18 protein-coding genes are annotated in these 18553 nt (G+C 68.8%); 9 read left to right on the top strand and 9 right to left on the bottom strand.

Annotation, left to right across the window (positions count from 1 at the left end; all coding sequences use genetic code 11):
* Positions 1–11: 11 nt before the first annotated feature.
* From moaA to OED01_RS09660, 7 genes are all read right to left on the bottom strand, one after another.
* A complete protein-coding gene (gene moaA, locus OED01_RS09690; RefSeq protein ID WP_264155073.1) occupies positions 12–1019 on the bottom strand; it encodes a GTP 3',8-cyclase MoaA in 1008 nt (335 codons plus the stop codon).
* Entirely contained in the window at positions 1016–1429 is a 414-nt protein-coding gene (locus OED01_RS09685) for a molybdenum cofactor biosynthesis protein MoaE (protein ID WP_264155072.1), read from the bottom strand. Before OED01_RS09685 ends, moaA begins: the two co-directional genes overlap by 4 nt.
* A complete protein-coding gene (locus OED01_RS09680) occupies positions 1426–1902 on the bottom strand; it encodes a MogA/MoaB family molybdenum cofactor biosynthesis protein (protein ID WP_264155071.1) in 477 nt (158 codons plus the stop codon). The genes OED01_RS09685 and OED01_RS09680 overlap by 4 nt, the downstream gene beginning before the upstream one ends.
* A 70-nt stretch (positions 1903–1972) precedes the next feature.
* Entirely contained in the window at positions 1973–2731 is a 759-nt protein-coding gene (gene narI, locus OED01_RS09675) for a respiratory nitrate reductase subunit gamma (RefSeq protein ID WP_264155070.1), read from the bottom strand.
* Positions 2728–3444, bottom strand: a complete 717-nt coding sequence (narJ, locus tag OED01_RS09670) for a nitrate reductase molybdenum cofactor assembly chaperone (protein ID WP_264155069.1) — start codon at positions 3442–3444, stop codon at positions 2728–2730. The genes narI and narJ overlap by 4 nt, the downstream gene beginning before the upstream one ends.
* Entirely contained in the window at positions 3444–5087 is a 1644-nt protein-coding gene (gene narH / locus OED01_RS09665) for a nitrate reductase subunit beta (protein ID WP_264155068.1), read from the bottom strand. Before narH ends, narJ begins: the two co-directional genes overlap by 1 nt.
* A 49-nt stretch (positions 5088–5136) precedes the next feature.
* A complete protein-coding gene (locus OED01_RS09660; RefSeq protein ID WP_264155067.1) occupies positions 5137–8868 on the bottom strand; it encodes a nitrate reductase subunit alpha in 3732 nt (1243 codons plus the stop codon).
* Positions 8869–9045: 177 nt separating this feature from the next.
* Here OED01_RS09660 and OED01_RS09655 point away from each other — a divergent pair, with 177 nt between their 5' ends.
* Both OED01_RS09655 and coaE read left to right on the top strand, forming a co-directional pair.
* Positions 9046–10260: an MFS transporter gene (locus OED01_RS09655; protein ID WP_264155066.1), complete on the top strand. Its 1215-nt coding sequence runs from the start codon at positions 9046–9048 to the stop codon at positions 10258–10260.
* 43 nt (positions 10261–10303) lie between these two features.
* On the top strand, positions 10304–10903 hold the full coding sequence (coaE, locus tag OED01_RS09650; RefSeq protein WP_264155065.1) for a dephospho-CoA kinase: 600 nt from the start codon (positions 10304–10306) through the stop codon (positions 10901–10903).
* Positions 10904–10906: 3 nt separating this feature from the next.
* Here coaE and OED01_RS09645 read toward each other — a convergent pair whose 3' ends face one another.
* Positions 10907–11518 carry a DUF4126 domain-containing protein gene (locus tag OED01_RS09645; protein ID WP_264155064.1) on the bottom strand — a complete coding sequence of 204 codons (612 nt, stop codon included), beginning with the start codon at positions 11516–11518 and terminating at the stop codon, positions 10907–10909.
* A gap of 91 nt (positions 11519–11609) precedes the next feature.
* On the opposite strand from OED01_RS09645, the gene uvrB reads away from it, so the two are divergent.
* Positions 11610–13688 carry an excinuclease ABC subunit UvrB gene (uvrB, locus tag OED01_RS09640; protein ID WP_264155063.1) on the top strand — a complete coding sequence of 693 codons (2079 nt, stop codon included), beginning with the start codon at positions 11610–11612 and terminating at the stop codon, positions 13686–13688.
* Positions 13689–13721: 33 nt separating this feature from the next.
* On the opposite strand, the gene OED01_RS09635 is transcribed toward uvrB, so the two are convergent.
* Positions 13722–13964, bottom strand: a complete 243-nt coding sequence (locus OED01_RS09635; RefSeq protein WP_264155062.1) for a hypothetical protein — start codon at positions 13962–13964, stop codon at positions 13722–13724.
* A gap of 44 nt (positions 13965–14008) precedes the next feature.
* Here OED01_RS09635 and OED01_RS09630 point away from each other — a divergent pair, with 44 nt between their 5' ends.
* The 6 genes from OED01_RS09630 to OED01_RS09605 all read left to right on the top strand — a co-directional run bounded on the left by OED01_RS09630 (position 14009) and on the right by OED01_RS09605 (position 18501).
* Positions 14009–14443 (top strand): MarR family winged helix-turn-helix transcriptional regulator, encoded by a 435-nt coding sequence (locus tag OED01_RS09630; RefSeq protein ID WP_264155061.1) that lies wholly within the window; start codon positions 14009–14011, stop codon positions 14441–14443.
* Between the two features lie 108 nt (positions 14444–14551).
* Positions 14552–15238 carry a DUF4129 domain-containing protein gene (locus tag OED01_RS09625; RefSeq protein ID WP_264155060.1) on the top strand — a complete coding sequence of 229 codons (687 nt, stop codon included), beginning with the start codon at positions 14552–14554 and terminating at the stop codon, positions 15236–15238.
* Positions 15235–15753 (top strand): hypothetical protein, encoded by a 519-nt coding sequence (locus OED01_RS09620; protein WP_264155059.1) that lies wholly within the window; start codon positions 15235–15237, stop codon positions 15751–15753. Before OED01_RS09625 ends, OED01_RS09620 begins: the two co-directional genes overlap by 4 nt.
* Entirely contained in the window at positions 15750–16715 is a 966-nt protein-coding gene (locus OED01_RS09615; RefSeq protein ID WP_264155058.1) for an AAA family ATPase, read from the top strand. The genes OED01_RS09620 and OED01_RS09615 overlap by 4 nt, the downstream gene beginning before the upstream one ends.
* Entirely contained in the window at positions 16712–18004 is a 1293-nt protein-coding gene (locus OED01_RS09610; protein WP_264155057.1) for a DUF58 domain-containing protein, read from the top strand. Before OED01_RS09615 ends, OED01_RS09610 begins: the two co-directional genes overlap by 4 nt.
* The gene (locus OED01_RS09605) at positions 18001–18501 is read left to right on the top strand and encodes a hypothetical protein (protein ID WP_264155056.1); all 501 of its coding nucleotides are present in this window, start codon (positions 18001–18003) and stop codon (positions 18499–18501) included. Before OED01_RS09610 ends, OED01_RS09605 begins: the two co-directional genes overlap by 4 nt.
* Positions 18502–18553: the final 52 nt, after the last annotated feature.

The following is an 18553-nucleotide window of genomic DNA, read 5'->3' as shown; positions in this document are numbered from 1 at the left end:
GCACGCCGGCCTCAGCCGCCGATCGCGGACATCGGACGCTGCGGCTGCAGGAATCCGGGGTCGTCGATGCCGTGACCGGCGCGTTTGCCCTCGATGTTCTGCCGCAGCATCCGCGCGATGGCCTCGTCATCAGCACCGCCGCGCAGCAGCGTCGTCAGGTCGGACTCCTCACGGGCGAAGAGACAGTTGCGGACCTGGCCGTCGGCGGTGATGCGCACGCGATCGCAGGAGCCGCAGAACGGCGCCGAGACCGAGGCGATCACGCCCACCGTCGTCGACCCGCCGGCGACCGCGTAGATCTCGGCCGGACTCGACCCGCGATCGCCCACCGGTGTCAGAGTGAACTCCGCGGCGAGCTTCTCCAGGATCTCCTCGGCGGGCACCATGGTCTGACGCGACCAGATGTGACCGGCATCCAGCGGCATCTGCTCGATGAAGCGCAGTTCCGCGTCGTGCTCCTGCGCGAAGTGCAGCAGCTCGCAGAACTCGTCGTCGTTGACCCCGCGCATCGCGACGGTGTTGAGCTTGAGCGGCGACAGCGGGCTGGCCTGAGCCGCGCGGATGCCCAGAAGGACGTCCTCGAACCTGTCCCGCCGCGTGAGCTCGGCGAACCGATCCGGCCGAACGGTGTCGATGCTGATGTTGAGCCGCTCGAGGCCCGCCTCGACCAGGTCGTCGATGACGCGCTCGAGTCGGATGCCGTTCGTCGTCATCGACACCTGCAGCGGCCCGTTCTCCCCTTCGATCAGGGCGAGGCGGCGGACCACGTCGACGAGGTCGGGACGCAGCAGCGGCTCGCCGCCCGTCAGCCGCACTTCGACGATGCCCAGGCGCGCGAGGATGCCTGCCACGCGCTCGATCTCGTCCGTGCTGAGGATGTTCTGTTTCGCCAGCCACGGCACGCCGTCGGCCGGCATGCAGTATGTGCAGCGCAGATTGCAGCGGTCGGTCAGCGAGATCCGCAGGTCGCGGTGCACGCGCCCGTACGAATCGACGAGGGGTCCGTCGAACGCCGTCACAGCCCGACCCAGTACGTCGAGCCGTCGACCGTGATCTGGCGCTTCCAGATCGGCACCTCGGCCTTCACCTTCTCGACCAGTGCGCGGGCGATGTCGAACGCCTCCGCCCGGTGCGCACTGGAGACCGCGCAGACGATCGCGATCTCGCCGACGCTGAGTGCTCCGATGCGATGCGTGATCGCGATGCGCAGGTCCTCGGCGTCGACCGCTGCGGCGAGATCGCGCAGAGTCTCAGCGGCATCCGGGTGCGCACTGTACTCGAGACGCGTGACTTCCCCGTCCGCGCCGGGGTCGTGGTCGCGGACGGTGCCGACGAAGAGCGCCGTCGCGCCAGCGGCGTCGTGGGCGACGGCGTCCAGATGAGTCGTGGCGTCGAGGTCTTCCTCGGTGATCGCGGTGAGCACGATCATGCGTGGTCGCCTCCTGCGCGCTGCGAGAGCACGTGATCGACGAGGCTCAGGATCACCGGGATGCCGTCCCGCACCGCGCCGGGCGAGCCGGCCAGGTTGACGACCAGAGCGCCCTCGTAGATGCCGGCGACCCCGCGCGAGAGGAGTGCGGTGGGGATCTTGACGGCGCCGACCCGGCGCAGCTCCTCCGCGATGCCGGGGAGGACGGGATCGAGCAGCGGGAGCGTCGCCTCGGGGGTGACGTCCCGCGGACCGACGCCGGTGCCACCGGTGGTGACGACGAGACGGGCGCCGTCGGCGACCGAGGAGCGGATCGCCGAACCGATGAGAGCGGCCTCGTCCGGGACGATCGAGGTCCGGGTGAGCCAGCCCGCTGCCGCCAGCAGGTCGGCGCCGGCCGGGCCGGACAGATCCTCCCTGACGCCCGAGGCCGCGCGGTCGGAGACGGTGATCACGTGTGCGGTTCTGCTCACTGGAGGCTCCTGTCGTCGCGCCGTCCGTGCGCTGGGGCCAGTCTAGGCCGGTGCATGTTACAGCCGGATCTCACAGCTTGCGCAACTTCTCGGGGTCCGGCGTCGACACCGGATCCCAGCCGCGCTTGGTCGCGCGCGAACCCCGGACGTCGTCGCGGGAGCGGTAGACGATGTAGGGGCGGAAGAGGTATCCCACCGGCGCCGAGAACACGTGCACGAGTCGCGTGAACGGCCACAGCGCGAACAGCAGGCTGGCGGTGATGACGTGCAGCTGGAACAGCAGCGGGATGTCGATCATGAGCTCCGGTTGCGGCTGCAGCAGGATGAGGCTGCGCAGCCAGGGCGACACGGTCTCGCGGTAGTGGAAGCCGCCGCCGAACACCTGGTGCACGACGGTCGCCAGCGTCCCGAACAGCAATGTCGCGCCCAGCATGACGTACATGAACTTGTCCATCCGGGTGGTCGCGAGGAACACCGGCCCGGTGACGCGGCGACGGTAGATGAGGATCGCCAGTCCCGCCAGGGTGAGTACGGCTGCGGCCGTCCCGAGCACCGTCGCGCCGATGTGGTACATCTCCTCGGTGATGCCGATCGCGTACAGCCACTCGCGGGGGATCAGCAGACCGACGGCGTGCCCGGCGATGACCATCAGGATCCCGAGGTGGAACATCGGCGACCCCCAGCGCAGCAGCCGACTCTCGTACACCTGGCTCGAGCGCGTGGTCCAGCCGAACTTGTCGTACCGATAGCGCCAGATGTGGCCGAGCACGAACACGGCGAAGCACACGTACGGCAACGCCACCCACACCAGAACGTCCATCGTGCTCATGACAGCTCCTTCGTGCGTGCGGCCGTCGTGGGGGAGAACGGGGCGAGGTTGCCCAGGAAGCTCAGCCCCACCGTCTCGACGGGCGGGCCCTCCGTGACGAGGTCGAGGACCCGCTCGCGGGTGGCCGCGGAGATCGGCGGCAGCGACAGCGTCACCGTGCGGACGACATCGGCCCATGGGCTGTCCATGCCCTCCAGAGCCGCGCGCAGCACCTCGATGCCCTCGATGTGCGCGGACAGCAGAGCCTCGGCGACTTCGGAGTCCGACCGTGCCGAGAACTCCAGAACGGCCGGCAGATAGTCCGGCAGATCCGCCGCGTTGAACTCCCATCCGGCGGCGCGGTACGCCTCCAGGAACGTGACGAGCGCCGTCCCGCGCTTGCGCGTGTCGCCGGTCGCGTAATAGCTCAGGTACAGGCTGCACTTGCGCTTCAGATCGAAGGTCTCGACGTAGGCGCGGGCGAAGGCATCCGGCCCCGCATCCTCGGCGGTCGCGATGAACCGCAGCAGCGGATCGCGCACAGCCGCGGGCAGCGCCGTGATGTGCGCCGGCAGCCGGTCGAGCCTGGCGAACCACACGGCATCCGGATAGTCCAGCAGAAGAGAGGCGAGCATGTGCGTGCTCACCCGCTGGGCACGGCTGAGCGCCACCGGCGCGAGGGCGTCCGGCAGTGCCTTGCGCGGCGTCACGCGGGCGTTCAGCAGGGAGGGCATCACTTCCCTCCGCCCATGGAGGGCGGGAACAGACCGGCCGGAGAGCCGTTGCCGTCCCAGTTGAGCAGGTTCACCCGGCCGGGCGATGACGGCTGATCGGCCGTCTGCCGGTTCTTCAGCGCGTGGAAGTTCTCCACGGCCACCGGGACGGGCTGTCCGCTCGACGAGCCGAAGGGACCTGCCCCGCCCATTCCGGGGCCGTCCTCGTAGTCCAACGAGCAGGCCATCTCCTCCAGCTCGTGCGCGCGTTCGGTGTGAGCCGCGGGGATGACGTAGCGCTCCTCGTACTTCGCGATCGCGAGCAGCCGGTACATCTCCTCGACCTCGGTGCCGGTCATCCCGACGGCGGTCGCGATGCGCTCGTCGCGTTCGTCGTCGAGGTTGATGCCGCGCATGTACGAGCGCATCGCCGCCAGCCGGCGCAGGGCGTGATCGACCGGACGCGGATCGCCCGCGGTGAACATCTCCGCGAGATAGCCGACGGGGATGCGCAGCTTGTCGATCGCGGCGAAAAGGGTGCGGGCGTCCTCGCCGTCGTTGCCCGACCCGGTGACGACGTCGACGACGGGGGAGAGCGGCGGGATGTACCAGACCATCGGCATGGTGCGGTACTCGGGGTGCAGCGGCAGTGCGACCTCGTACTGCTGGATGAGGCGCCAGATCGGGCTGCGGCGAGCCGCCTCGAGCCAATCCTCGGGGATGCCGTCCGCACGCGCCTGCTCGATGACGGCGGGGTCGTGCGGGTCGAGGATGATCGAGCGCTGAGCGGCGAGGAGCGCGTGCTCGTCCTCCACGGACGCAGCCTCGGCGACGCGATCGGCGTCGTACAGCACCAGCCCGAGGTACCGCAGCCGTCCGACGCACGTCTCGGAGCACACGGTGGGCAGACCCACCTCGATGCGCGGATAGCACATCGTGCACTTCTCCGCCTTGCCGGTCTTGTGGTTGAAGTACACCTTCTTGTACGGGCAGCCGCTCACGCACATGCGCCAGCCGCGGCAGGCGTCCTGGTCGACGAGCACGATGCCGTCCTCGGCGCGCTTGTACATCGCCCCGGACGGGCAGGAGGCCACGCAGGAGGGGTTGAGGCAGTGCTCGCAGATGCGGGGCAGGTAGAACATGAACGCCTTCTCGAACTCGGCCGAGACGTCCTCGCTCATCTTCTTCAGGATCGGATCCTGCTGCATGGTCTCCTGCGACCCGCCGAGGTCGTCGTCCCAGTTCGCCGACCACGAGATCTTCATGTCCTCACCGGTGAGCAGGCTCTTCGGCTTCGCGACGGGTGTGTGCGCTCCGGCGGGCGCGTTGATCAGCATGTCGTAGTCGTACGTCCACGGTTCGTAGTAGTCGTGGATCTCCGGCAGATTCGGATTCGAGAAGATCCGCATCAGTTTCGCCAGCCGCCCGCCGCTGCGCAGCTTCAGCCGGCCGCGGCGGTTGCGGACCCAGCCGCCCTGCCAGCGGTCCTGATCCTCGTATCCGCGCGGGTACCCGACGCCTGGCCGGGTCTCGACGTTGTTGAACCAGACGTACTCGACGCCGGTGCGGTTCGTCCAGGCCTGCTTGCATGTCACGGAGCAGGTGTGGCATCCGATGCACTTGTCGAGGTTCATCACCATCGACATCTGAGCCATGACCTTCATCGGTGCGCCCGCTCCGTCGGTCGGTCCGGGGCGGTGGTGGCGTTCTTCATCAGTACTCCACTTCCTGGTTGCGGCGGCGGATCGTGGTGATCTCGTCGCGCTGGTTTCCGGTCGGCCCCAGATAGTTGAACGCCCATGCCAGTTGCGCGTAGCCCCCGATGAGATGGCTGGGCTTGAGCAGGATGCGGGTCAGGGAGTTGTGGATGCCGCCGCGCAGCCCGCTCGTCTCGGCGATCGGCACATCCACGGTGCGGTCCTTCGCGTGGTACATGAACACGGTGCCCTCCGGCATCCGATGCGACACGATCGCCCTCGCGACGACGACGCCGTTGCGGTTGTACGACTCGATCCAGTCGTTGTCGCGGATGCCGGCTTTTGCGGCATCCTGCACGCTCATCCAGATCGTGGGGCCGCCCCGGGACAGCGCCAGCATGAAGAGGTTGTCCTGGTACTCGGAGTGGATCGACCACTTCGAGTGCGGTGTCAGGTAGCGCACCGAGACCTCGGTCCCGTGGCCCTCGTCGCGCACGTCGCCCACCGGACGGGAATCGAACAATCGGGCCATGTCGAGCGGCGGGCGGTAGATCGGCAGGTTCTCGCCGAGGTCCTCCATCCAGTCGTGATCCAGATAGAAGTGCTGCCGGCCGGTCAGCGTGTGCCAGGGCTTCAGATGTTCGATGTTGATCGCGAACGCGGTGTAGCGCCGGCCGCCGTGCTCGGATCCCGACCACTCCGGGGACGTGATGACGCTGCGCGGCTGCACCTGCACGTCGGCGAACGAGATGTGCGAACCCTCGTGCTCCTCCGCCAGGAACGCCATCCGCTGCCCGGTGTGCTCCTCGAGCTGGCGGAAGCCCTGCGTGGCGAGGCGGCCGTTCGACGTGCCGGACAGCGCGAGGATCATCTCGCACACGCGCTTGTCCGTGTCGAGGCGCACCGCACCGCGATACGGTCCGGACGGCACGGTGCCGTTCTCGCGTGCGAGCCGCTCGAGTTCCGGTTCGGGGCGATAGGTGATGCCCTTCGTGGTCATGCCGAGCTCGGCCGTGAGCGGGCCGAGCGAACGCCACTTCTCGGCCAGATTCGGGTAGTCGCGCTCGACGACGACGAGCTTGGGCATCGTCACGCCGGGCTTCAGCGGCAGATCCTCGACCCGCCCGTGCGGCGTGGCCATCACATCGGGGGTGTCGTGCTGGAGAGGCACGGCGACCAGATCCCTGCGCACGCCGAGATGCGCGCGGGCGAGCTCGGAGAACTTCTCCGCCAGCAGCCCGAACGTGTCGTAGTCGGTCTTCGTCTGCCACGGCGGTTGGATCGCGGGATTGAACGAGTGGATGAAGGGGTGCATGTCCGTCGAGGACAGGTCGTACTTCTCGTACCACGTCGCGGTCGGCAGCACGATGTCACTGAACAGGGTCGTGCTCGTCATCCGGAAATCGCTCGTGATCAGCAGGTCGAGCTTCCCCTCCGGAGCGTTCTCGTGCCAGCGCATGTCCCGGGGACGCGCGTCCGGCGCGCTCTCCTGTGCGCGCACGGCGGAGTCGGTGCCCAGCAGATGCTTGAGGAAGTACTCGTTGCCCTTGCCGGAGGAGCCGAGGATGTTCGCACGCCACACCAGGACGATGCGCGGGAAGTTCGCCGGGTCGTCCGGGTCCTCGACCGCGTACTCCAGCGACCCGTCCTCCAGCGAGTCGATGACGTGCTGCGCCGGTTCCTTGCCGACGGCCTCCGCCTCGTCGCAGAGATCGAGCGGGTTACGGGAGTACGTCGGGAAGGCCGGCATCCATCCGCGCTTGACGGACTCGACCATGCAGTCGGCCGTCGTCCGATCGGCGAAGACGCCGCGGGCGAGCGGCGAGGCGAGTTGGTCGGCCGGCAACCCGTCGTACCGCCACTGATCGGTGGCGAGGTACCAGAAGCCCGTTCCGATGGCGAGCCGTGGCGGACGGTTCCAGTCGGCGGCCGTCGCGTACTGCGAATACCCGGTGATCGGGCGCACCTTCTCCTGACCGACGTAGTGCGCCCAGCCTCCGCCGTTGACGCCCTGACATCCGGTCATGGTCGTCAGCGCCAGGAACGTGCGGTAGATCGTGTCCGAGTGGAACCAGTGGTTCGTGCCGGCGCCCATCAGGATCATCGACCGGCCGCCGCTGCGCTCGGCGTTGTCGGCGAACTCACGGCCGATGCGAGCGGCCTGCTCGGCGGGGACGGAGGTGAGCTCCTCCTGCCACGCCGGCGTGCCCGGGCTGGACGCATCGTCGTAGCCGGTCGGCCAGGTGCCCGGCAGACCGTCGCGGCCGACGCCGTACTGCGCCAGCATCAGGTCGAAGACCGTCGTCACGGTCTTGCCGGCGACCGTCATCACCGGAACGCCGCGCGCGACCGTCGCCGAGCCTCCCGCGTGCTCCTGGCCCTCGGCGGGAGCGACGTCGAAGCGCGGCAGGACGATCTCGGCCGCTGCGGCGTCCCATCCGTCGAGATCGGCGATCGAGAGCGGCGGGATGACATCGCCGAGATCGAGATTCCATCGGCCGCGGTCCTCGGGACTGAACCGGTGCCCGAGCGAGCCGTTGGGCACCACAGGAGTCCCGTCGGCATCGAGGAGGACGGGCTTGAAGTCGGCATGCGCTGCTGCCGAGGCATCCGTGTCCAGATCGCTCGCGGTGACGAACTTGCCGGGGACGAGCACGTCCCCGTTGCGCTCGAGGCTCACCAGGAAGGGCGCGTCGGTGTACCGGCGCATGTAGTCCTCGAACCGGGCGGTCCTGGTGCGCACGAAGTGCTCGGTGAGGATGACGTGACCCATGGCGAGGGCCAGCGCGGCGTCCGTGCCCGGATGCGGCGAGACCCATTCGTCCGCGAACTTCGTGTTGTCGGTGTAGTCCGGGGAGACGGTGATGACCTTCTGCCCCCGGTACCGCGCTTCGGTCATGAAATGCGCGTCGGGGGTGCGGGTGACGGGCACGTTCGAGCCCCACATGATCAGGTAGCCGGCGTTGAACCAGTCGGCCGACTCCGGCACGTCTGTCTGGTCGCCGAACACCTGCGGACTGGCCACCGGAAGATCGGCGTACCAGTCGTAGAACGACAGCATCGTGCCGCCGAGAAGATTGAGGAATCGCGAGCCGGCACCGTGCGACACCATGGACATGGCGGGGATCGGCGAGAAGCCGGCGATGCGATCAGGCCCGTATCTCTTGACCGTGTGCACGTGGGCGGCCGCCGCGATCTCCATCGCCTCGTCCCAGGAGGTGCGGATCAGTCCGCCCTTGCCTCGCGCACGCTTGTACTGCGCCGCGACGTCCGGGTCGTCGACGATGCTCGCCCACGCATCCACGGGATCGGGATGCCGCGACTTCGCGTCGCGGTACAGGGCGGCGAGCACGGAGCGGATGTAGGGGTAGCGGACGCGCGTGGGCGAGTACGTGTACCAGCTGAACGCCGCACCTCTGGGACACCCGCGCGGCTCGTACTCGGGGGAGTCGGGGCCGACGCTGGGATAGTCGGTCTGCTGCGCCTCCCACGTGATGATGCCGTCCTTGACGTACACCTTCCACGAGCACGAGCCCGTGCAGTTCACCCCGTGCGTCGACCGCACGACCTTGTCGTGCGACCAGCGATCGCGATAGAAGGAATCGCCGGACCGCCCGCCCTCGAGGAACAGTGATCGCAGGTCCTCGCTGGTCTCGCCGGGGCGGAGGAACCTGCCCATCGACAGCAGCGCATCGGCCAGCGGACCATCGGTCGCAGCCGTGCTGCGGGTGCGGATCTCGGGGGTCATGGGGGTGCCTCCTCGGTCGATAGTGCTTAGCATGCCGTCTCGGACATGGGATCGGCCACCCCTTCTGCCGTTTTTAATCCGGGCGCGCCAGAACCCGCACGAGGCAGGGCGAACGGATGATTAATGACGGCCGACCTGCTCTTCCCTGCAGGAGCTCGGGTGGCTACGCTCGCGGACATGACAACCGATGCCGGTACGGATACGCCCGCACTGCGCGGCCAGCTTCCGCAGGTGCTGCTGGCGACGCTGGCGTCGACCGTCGGCTTCTGGGCGTGGATGTGCATCGCGCCGCTGCAGGGGACGTATGCGGCGGAGATGGGCCTGGACGAGGGGCAGATCTCCCTCATGCTCGCCACGCCGGTACTCGTCGGCGCGCTCGGACGCATCGTCGTGGGCGCGATGACCGACCGCTTCGGCGGACGCGTGATGTTCACCATCGTGCTGCTGGGATCCGTCCCGGCTGTCCTGCTGGTGGCGCTCGCCGGAAGCATCCGGAGCTTCCCCCTGCTGCTCATCGCCGGCTTCTACCTCGGCGTCGCCGGCACGATCTTCGCAGCAGGCGTGCCGTTCTCGAGCGCCTGGTATCCGCCGAACCGCCGGGGCTACGCGAACGGCGTCTTCGGCATGGGCATGATCGGCACGGCGGTCTCGGCCTTTCTCACCCCGCGGCTGGTGGAGTGGATCGGCTACCTGCCGACGCACTTCGTGATCGCCGGGATCATGGTCCTGTTCGCCCTGCTCAGCTGGTTCTTCCTGCGCGATTCTCCGGCCTGGGCGCCCAGCCGCATGCCGTTGATCCCGAAGGTGATGGGCGCGCTGCGGCTCACGATCACCTGGAAGATGTCCTTCCTGTACGGCATCGTCTTCGGCGGCTTCGTCGCGTTCTCCACCTTCCTGCCGAAGTACCTCACGACGATCTATGCCGGCGATGTGGATGCTGTCGGGGCAGGCACGAGAGCCGCGATGTTCGCCGTCGCCGCCGTGATCGCGCGGCCGATCGGCGGCGTCCTCGCTGACCGGTTCGGTCCGAAGGTCGTGTCGCTGATCTCGTTGGCGGGGATTGTGACGCTGGCCTACATCGTCGGGCAGCAGCCACCGGAGGGCGTCCTCACCGGTGCGACGTTCCTGGGGATGGCGGCGGCCATGGGCCTCGGCATGGGGGCGGTGTTCGCCTGGATCGGACCGTCGACGCCGAAGGACAAGGTCGGTGCGGTCAGTGGCGTCGTCGCCGCCGCGGGTGGTCTGGGCGGCTACTTCCCGCCGCTCGTGATGGGTGCGACCTACAACGCCGAGACGAACTCGTACTGGCTCGGACTGTGGCTGCTCGTCCTGGTGGGCGCGGGTGCGCTCGTCGTCGCGGGCATGATGAAGGACGCCCCGCGATCGAGCTGACCCCTCCGAAGCGGGTCGCGCTCGGCATGCCAGGATGGGACGCATGCCCCTCATCGCGCTCACCGGCGGGATCGCCTCCGGCAAGTCGACGATCGCCGCGCGCCTCGCCGAGCACGGCGCCGTCGTCGTCGACGCGGATCGGATCGTCCGGGATGTCCAGGAGATCGGTTCGCCGGTCCTGCTCGAGATCGGACGCGAGTTCGGCGAGACGGTCATCGCGGAGGATGGGTCGCTGGATCGGGCGGGCCTCGGTGCGCGGGTCTTCGGCGACGCTGATGCTCTCGCGCGGCTCAACGCCATCGTGCACCCTGCCGTGCGTGCCGAATCCCAGCGCCGCTTCGATGCGGCGTTCGCCGTGGACCGGGACGCCGTGGTCGTGTACGACGTGCCCCTGCTCGTGGAGGCGCGCGTGGACGATCCGTGGGATCTGATCGTCGTCGCGCATGCGCCGGTCGACGTCCGTCTGCGGCGGCTGGTGGAGCTGCGCGGCATGACGGCTGACGCCGCTCAGGCGCGGATCGACGCGCAGGTGCCGGACGAACAACGGCTCGCGATCGCAGACGTCGTCATCGACACGGCGGGGACGCAGGAGCACACGCGCCGGCAGGTCGACGCGCTGTGGACTCGTCTGCGCTCGGCCTGACCGTCAGGATGCCGGAGCGGGCTGCGGTGCCGCATCCTTCGTGCGCCGTCTGCGCCGTCGGAAGAACAGCACGACCAGAACGACCAGACCGATCAGCAGCACAGCGGCGATGATCGGGACGAGGATCGCCAGCGCCGCCAGGGCGAAGGACGCACCGTCCTCCGCCGTGCTCAGCACCGGAGCGGCGAGTCCTCCCGTCATCGTGTTGGCCGCGATGCGTGCCGTCGCCTTCGTGACGTGCACGACGAGCGCGATCACGATTCCGGAGACGATCGGGATCCAGGTGTGCTCGTCGAAGAAGACCGAAGGGTCGTCCACGGCGACCGTCTGGGCGCTCGCACCCGCGCCGAACACGATGCCGCCGGATGCCGGGCGCAGCACGCTCTGGATCACATCGTTGATCGAGTCCAATGCGGGGATCTTGTCGGCGATGATCTCGAGGACCAGCAGTGCGCCGAGGATCCACAGCGTGATGTCGCCGGACAGCCAGGACCAGCTGGCGGGAAGCTCGACCGCCGGCAGGAACCGATCCGCCAGCCCCAGCAAGAACAGCGGCATCCAGGCGTTGAGTCCTGCCGATGCCGCGAGGCTGGTGCCGATCAGGAATTCGATCACGGCTCCACTCTAAGATGCGGTCCAGACATCAGCGGGGACTCGGATGCCCGCAGCCGCCCACGATGTCCGAGGGTCGTCCTACGCTGGAGACATGCAACCAACGCGCAGCGTCCGTCCGTTCGAGGTCGTCAGCGAATACGTGCCGGCCGGCGATCAGCCGCAGGCGATCGCCGAGCTCGCGGCGCGCATCAACGCCGGCGAGACGGACGTCGTGCTTCTCGGTGCGACCGGTACCGGAAAGTCGGCGACGACCGCGTGGCTCATCGAGCAGGTGCAGCGGCCCACCCTCGTCCTCGCGCACAACAAGACGCTCGCCGCTCAGCTGGCCAACGAGTTCCGCGACCTCATGCCGAATAACGCGGTCGAGTACTTCGTCTCGTACTACGACTATTACCAACCCGAGGCGTACGTTCCGCAGACGGATACCTTCATCGAGAAGGACTCGTCGATCAACGCCGAGGTCGAGCGACTCCGGCACTCCACGACGAACTCGCTGCTGTCGCGGCGCGACGTGGTCGTGGTGTCCACGGTCTCGTGCATCTACGGCCTCGGTGCACCGGAGGAGTACCTGCGGGCGATGGTCGCGCTCCAGGTGGGGGAGCGCTACGACCGAGACGCGCTGATCCGCCAGTTCATCGCGATGCAGTACAACCGCAACGACGTGGATTTCTCCCGCGGCAACTTCCGGGTGCGAGGCGACACGATCGAGATCATCCCGGTCTACGAGGAACATGCGATCCGCATCGAGCTCTTCGGCGACGAGATCGAGGCGCTCTACTCGTTGCATCCGCTCACCGGTGAGGTGATCGAACGGCTCGACTCGGTGCCGATCTTCCCCGCCTCCCATTACGTCGCCGGCACCGACGTCATCCAGCGCTCGATCGGCACGATCGAGAAGGAGCTGGAGGAGCGCCTGGTCGAGTTCGAGCGACAGGGCAAGCTTCTCGAGGCCCAGCGTCTGCGGATGCGTACGACGTTCGACCTGGAGATGCTCCAGCAGCTCGGGTTCTGCTCCGGCATCGAGAACTACTCCCGCCATATGGACGGCCGAGGGCCGGGCGAGCCGCCGCACACGCTGCTGGACTTCTTCCCCGACGACTTCCTCATGGTCATCGACGAGTCGCACGTCACGGTGCCGCAGATCGGCGCCATGTACGAGGGTGACGCCTCGCGCAAGCGCACTCTCGTCGAGCACGGGTTCCGCCTTCCCAGCGCGATGGACAACCGACCGCTGCGGTGGGACGAGTTCAAGAACCGCATCGGTCAGACGGTCTACCTCTCGGCGACCCCGGGAAAGTACGAGATGGGCATCGCCGACGGCATCGTCGAGCAGATCATCCGTCCGACCGGTCTCATCGACCCCGAGATCGTCGTGAAGCCGTCCAAGGGGCAGATCGACGACCTGCTCGAAGAGATCCGTCTGCGTGTCGAACGCGATGAGCGCGTGCTCGTCACGACGCTGACGAAGAAGATGGCGGAGGAGCTGACCGACTTCCTCGGCGAGCACGGCGTACGGGTGCGCTACCTGCATTCGGATGTCGACACCCTCCGACGCGTGGAACTCCTCAGCGAGCTGCGTTCGGGCGTGTACGACGTGCTCGTCGGCATCAACCTGCTCCGCGAGGGCCTCGACCTCCCCGAGGTCTCGCTGGTGGCGATCCTGGATGCCGACAAAGAAGGGTTCCTCCGTTCGGGGACCTCGCTCATCCAGACGATCGGTCGCGCCGCGCGAAACGTGTCCGGCCAGGTGCACATGTACGCCGACCGCATCACGGACTCGATGGCCAAGGCGATCGAGGAGACCGACCGCCGGCGTGAGAAGCAGATCGCATACAACACCGCGAACGGCATCGACCCTCAGCCGCTGCGCAAGCGCATCGCCGACATCACCGAAGTGCTCGCGCGCGAAGCGGCCGACACCGCTGACATGCGATCCGGTCGCGGCAAGGCGGGCAAGAGCGGCCGGGGCAAAGCACCGACCCCGAACCTCCGCCGCGAGGGCATCGCCGCCGAGGGCGCCGAGCAGCTCGAGGCGATGATCGAGGATCTCTCGAGCCAGATGCTGGCCGCTGCCGAAGAGCTGAAGTTCGAATTGGCTGCGCGGCTGCGTGACGAGGTGCAGGACCTGAAGAAGGAGCTGCGGGCCATGGAGAACGCCGGCCACGCCTGACACGCGGTGCGGACGTGGGGCGCGCTCCGCGTGCTACGGGCAGTGCACCAGAGGCTTCGGACCGGATCGATCGATCTCGTGCTGCGTCATGGGCGCGCCGCACAGCGGGCACGCGCGTTCGGCGCGTTCGGCCGCGGTCGGCGGCGGAGTGGACTCATAGGGACCGACGGACGCCGGGCCGGCGTAACGGATGAGGTTCGTGTTGACCCATGCGTAGAGTCCGCCGGCGTCGCGGATGCGCGTGCGCAGGGGGAGGCGTTCCGGATCCTTTGGCATAGTCATTAGTGTACTAACTATTAGCGCCCTCGTATAATCGAGGGATGACCGACGCGGATGACCTCCTCATGCTCGACAACCAGCTGTGCTTCGCGCTGGTCACCGCCGCACGCAACGTCGTCGCGATCTACCGTCCGATCCTCGAACCGCTCGGACTCACGCATCCGCAGTACCTCGTCATGCTGGCGCTCTGGGAACGCTCGCCGCGCGCCCTCAACGATCTGGCCACCGATCTGGCCCTGGACCCGGCGACGGCCTCACCCCTGGTCAAGCGGCTGGAGGCCGACGGGCTCGTCATCCGTCGCCGCAGCGCCGAGGATGAACGCCGCCTGGACATCGACCTCACCGAAGCGGGAAGCGCGCTGCGCGAGCAGGCGCTCGAGGTGCCGGCGCGGGTCATGGCTGCGGTGGGGATGGACGTCACGCGGGTGGCCGCCCTGCGCGACGCCCTCCAGCCGTTCGCCGGCAGGCGCGCCTGACGAAACGGCGACCGCCACGGCATCCGATCTGTCCACAGGCGCGTCCGCTGCCATCGAGTTCTCCTAGGGTGGAGGCATGCACCGCCGCCGTACGCACATCGATCGCGCATGAGGCGTCTGCTCGGAGTCGGCGCGGTGGTGGCACTGCTGCTCACCGTCATGGTCGTCGCATCGGTGCAGGGGCCAGCGCGATTCGAGCCGCCCGTGTTCGAAGCCTCGCCGGCTCCCATGCCGGTGCCCACCGACACGCAGGCGCCGATGCCCATGCCGACCCCGACGAAGCTTCCGACGAATGAGGCGGCGGCGACAGTCGTCTCGTTGATCCTCATGGTCATCAGCGCCGTCGTCGTCGCGATCCTGTTGTTCTTCCTGATCAGAGCGCTGCTTCGTGCCTGGGCGGCGAGGGTCCCTCGGCGCGAGGTCGACGAGGCCGGCGACGAGAGCTTCACCGTGTCAGCCGAGCCCGATCCGGAGACGGCCGCTCCGACCATCCGACGCGGGATCGCGGCCGCATTGCGCGTGATCGACGAGCATGACGTGCCCTCCGACGCCATCATCGCGGCGTGGGTCGGTCTGGAGGAGAGCGCCGCGGAGGCCGGCATCACGCGCGCCAGGACGGAGACGCCGGCGGAGTTCACGCTCCGGGTCATCGCGCATCGTTCCGACGTGGCAGGCGACGCCACGACCCTGCTGCGACTGTACGAACGCGTCCGTTTCGCGGGATACACGGCCGACGAGGCCGACCGCACCGCGGCGAGACGGACGCTCGAGGCGATCCAGAGGGGATGGCGATGACACTGCGACGAGGGATCGTGGCCGTGCTCGTGCTCGTCGCGGCCACGATCGCCCTGATGCTCTTCGGTCTGGAACCGATGTTCGCCTTGAGCGGCGGGGTGCTCGCCGGCGCCGTCGTGCTGCTGTCCGCTCTGCGCGGGGCGGAGGCGGTCGTCGAGGACGGCCCGCGCGACGAGGACGATCTGATCACCAGAGGCACCGAGATCTCGCGACTGGCGTGGGCGTTCAACCCGCGCACCGGAGTCGCGGGAGAGATCGTGAGCCGTCGGGTGCGCGCTCTGCTGCGCCGCCGCCTGACGCGGCTGAGGATCGATGTCGACGACCCGTCCCAGCTCGGGCGCATCGACGCTCTCCTCGGGGTGGGCCTCTGGCAGCGCCTGAACGGACGCCAGGTCGAGAACATCGACATCCGACGAGCACTGGATGCCGCCGACCGCCTGGTGGCGGAGCCGGCCGTATCCCACGAACCGACACCGACCACGAGGTCGGCCATCAGGAAGCAGGAGCGCGCATGACGAACACCACCGAGATCGCCGAGACCGGACGCCGCATCCTCGACGCTGTCCGTACGGTCGTCGTCGGGATGGACGACACGCTGGAGATCGCGCTCTCGACGATCCTCGCGGGCGGGCATGTGCTGTTCGAAGACGTTCCGGGTCTCGGGAAGACCCTCGCCGCGCGCAGTCTCGCGGCGGCGCTGGGGCTCGACTTCCGACGTCTGCAGTGCACACCGGACATGCTCCCCGGCGACGTGACCGGCTCCTACGTGTATGCGCCGGATTCCGGCGACTTCGTCTTCCGCCCCGGGCCGATCTTCACCGGTCTGCTGCTCGCCGACGAGATCAACCGCACGACGCCGAAGACGCAGTCCGCGATGCTCGAGGCCATGGCCGAGCGTCAGGTCACCGTCGAGGGCAACAGCTACCAACTGGACCGGCCGTTCCACGTCATCGCGACCGCGAATCCGATCGAGTACGAAGGCACCTACGCTCTGCCGGAGGCGCAGCTGGACCGCTTCATGGTGCGACTGTCGGTCGGCTACCCCGAGCCGGAGGGAGAGACCGAGATCCTGCTCGGTCGCGTGCGTCGCCAGCGCGAGGAGACGAGCGTGGATGCCGTGATCGATGCCGCTCGGCTGCGCGAGGTGCAGGCCGCCGTCGAAGCCATCCACGTGGATCCGGACGTCGCCCGGTACTGCGTCGACCTCGCCAGAGGCACACGGGCCGCCCAGAACGTGTCCGTCGGAGCCTCTCCGCGTGGATCGCAGTCGCTGCTGCTGCTCGGCCGCGCGCTCGCGGCGCTCGACGGTCGCGACTACGTGCGCCCCGACGACATCAAGCGCATCGCCGTCCCCGTGCTCGCCCACCGGCTGACGCTCACCCCGCAGGCCTGGGCGCAGGGCATCGACCCGGCTCGGATCGTGGCAGGGGTGCTCTCGGAGGTCGCCGTTCCCCCGACGGTCGGCGCCGCACGGTGACGTGGGAACGCAGCGCCTCGCGTCGCTGGAGTCGAACGCCGGCGCTCCTGATCGCGTTCGGCGCCGCGATCGTGCTCGCGGGACTCGGGCTGGCGCTGTCGCGCCCGGATGTCGTGGCTCTCGCCGCACCGCTCGCGATCTGGGCGCTGCTCGTCGTGGATGCCGAGCGCATCCGGCCCAGTGCCGTCGAGGATGCCGCGATCACCGTCGAGGCGGCGTCGGAGACGGCCGCCGGTGCACTGGACGACGTCATCTCGGTCGACACGGATGCGGAGATGGCGGAACTGCTGATCGTGCAGTCCGCGCGGCGGACGCGACGCGTGTTCGTGCCGGGACGCTCGACCGTTCGCGCGCACAGCAGGAGCCGGCATTCCGGCCCGATCGTGTCGGTGCGGATCAAGGGTCGCAGCCTGGGCGGTGACGCCGCTCTGACGGGCGAGCCGCTGGGTGTCTTCCTGCAGCGCAGGGCGGTGGCGCCGGCATCCGTCCACCTGCAGGCGCTCCCACTGGCGCCGCGGCTCACCGGCCTGCACGGCGCCCACGAGGGTTCGCGACCGGGGCAGGGCGGGGACTTCCGCGACATCCACCCGTTCGCGCCCGGCGATGAGCTGCGCCGCGTCGACTGGCGTGCGACGGCCCGCGCCGCCCGCAGACCCGGTGAGCTGTTCGTGCGCCGCACCAATTCGCTGAGCGATGCCTCCGTCGTGATCGCGGTGGACGCGGTCGACGACCTCGGAGAAGTGGTCGCGACGTGGGGGAGCGGCGACCTCGAGCGCAGCGGCACGACGTCCCTGGACAATGCGCGCGAGGCCGCGCGGTCGCTCGCCACCGCTGCGGTCGCCGCCGGCGACCGCGTGGCGTATCACGTGCTCGTGCAGAGCGGTCGCTCGCTGCGCGGCGGTACGGGCGCGCGTCACCTCGCCCGCGTCGTGGCGGCCATCGCAGCGACCGGCCAGGCCGGCGACGACAGCCGTTATCGGCGCACGCCGCCCGTGCCGCACGGCTCGGTCATCGCCGTGCTGTCGACGTTCTTCGATGGTGCCGCGGCCGAGCTGGCACTGATGTGGCGCGCATCGGGGCACCGGGTGATCGCACTGGACACCCTGCCGCAGCTGGACAGCTCGCGGTTGTCGGCGGAGCAGGGGCTGGCTCTGCGCATCGTGCTCGCCGAGCGCGACGACATGTTCCACGATCTCGCGGCCGCGGGCGTCGAGATCGTGCGGTGGGATGCCGCAGCGGCGGGCGCCATCGGCGCGCTCGCCCGATCAGGAGCCGGGGGCGCAAGGTGAGGGACGACGCGCTCGACATCGGAACCGCCCTACCGGGGGTGTTCATCCGGATCGCCCTGTTCGCGGTCGTCGGCGGAGGGGCATGGCTGCTGCACCCGGGGATCGGCTGGCAGGTCATCGCGGTCGCAGCCGTCGCCGGTGGTGCTGCCTGGCCGCAGACCGGGCTGGCGTGGTTCGCCACGATCGTCGTGCCGTTCGCGCTCATCACGCAGCCCGTCGACCTCGGGCGCACATGCCTCGCCGTGCTGGTGGTCCACCTCGGGCACGTGCTGGCGACGCTGAGCCTCACCGTGCCGATCCGATCGCGCATCGCGCTGAGAGCGCTGCGGCCGACGGCGTTGCGGTTGCTGCTCGTGCAGTCGATCGCGCAGATCGTCGCTGTCGTCGCGGTGCTGCTGCCCTCGGCGGAGGGCCGCGGGATCGCCTGGCTCGCGCCGATCGGTGCCCTGGCCGTGGTCGGGGTCGCCGTGGTCCTGCTGCGGCACGTACGGCGCTGACCGTTCGGCGAACCCCGGAGTCTGAGAGCGCTTTCGGGGCCGATGTCCGTGG

Origin of the sequence: Microbacterium sp. M28, from assembly GCF_025836995.1 — a bacterium.
Classification (GTDB): Bacteria; Actinomycetota; Actinomycetes; order Actinomycetales; family Microbacteriaceae; genus Microbacterium.
This window is presented reverse-complemented; position numbering and strand designations above follow the sequence as displayed.

Excerpts from the sequence above, each read along its gene's own strand:
- OED01_RS09685 (WP_264155072.1), bottom strand. The coding sequence starts at position 1,429 with ATGATCGTGCTCACCGCGATCACCGAGGAAGACCTCGACGCCACGACT.
- narI (WP_264155070.1), bottom strand. The coding sequence starts at position 2,731 with ATGAGCACGATGGACGTTCTGGTGTGGGTGGCGTTGCCGTACGTGTGC.
- narJ (WP_264155069.1), bottom strand. The coding sequence starts at position 3,444 with ATGCCCTCCCTGCTGAACGCCCGCGTGACGCCGCGCAAGGCACTGCCG.
- narH (WP_264155068.1), bottom strand. The coding sequence starts at position 5,087 with ATGAAGGTCATGGCTCAGATGTCGATGGTGATGAACCTCGACAAGTGC.
- OED01_RS09660 (WP_264155067.1), bottom strand. The coding sequence starts at position 8,868 with ATGACCCCCGAGATCCGCACCCGCAGCACGGCTGCGACCGATGGTCCG.
- OED01_RS09655 (WP_264155066.1), top strand. The coding sequence starts at position 9,046 with ATGACAACCGATGCCGGTACGGATACGCCCGCACTGCGCGGCCAGCTT.
- coaE (WP_264155065.1), top strand. The coding sequence starts at position 10,304 with ATGCCCCTCATCGCGCTCACCGGCGGGATCGCCTCCGGCAAGTCGACG.
- uvrB (WP_264155063.1), top strand. The coding sequence starts at position 11,610 with ATGCAACCAACGCGCAGCGTCCGTCCGTTCGAGGTCGTCAGCGAATAC.
- OED01_RS09635 (WP_264155062.1), bottom strand. The coding sequence starts at position 13,964 with ATGCCAAAGGATCCGGAACGCCTCCCCCTGCGCACGCGCATCCGCGAC.
- OED01_RS09630 (WP_264155061.1), top strand. The coding sequence starts at position 14,009 with ATGACCGACGCGGATGACCTCCTCATGCTCGACAACCAGCTGTGCTTC.
- OED01_RS09625 (WP_264155060.1), top strand. The coding sequence starts at position 14,552 with ATGAGGCGTCTGCTCGGAGTCGGCGCGGTGGTGGCACTGCTGCTCACC.
- OED01_RS09620 (WP_264155059.1), top strand. The coding sequence starts at position 15,235 with ATGACACTGCGACGAGGGATCGTGGCCGTGCTCGTGCTCGTCGCGGCC.
- OED01_RS09615 (WP_264155058.1), top strand. The coding sequence starts at position 15,750 with ATGACGAACACCACCGAGATCGCCGAGACCGGACGCCGCATCCTCGAC.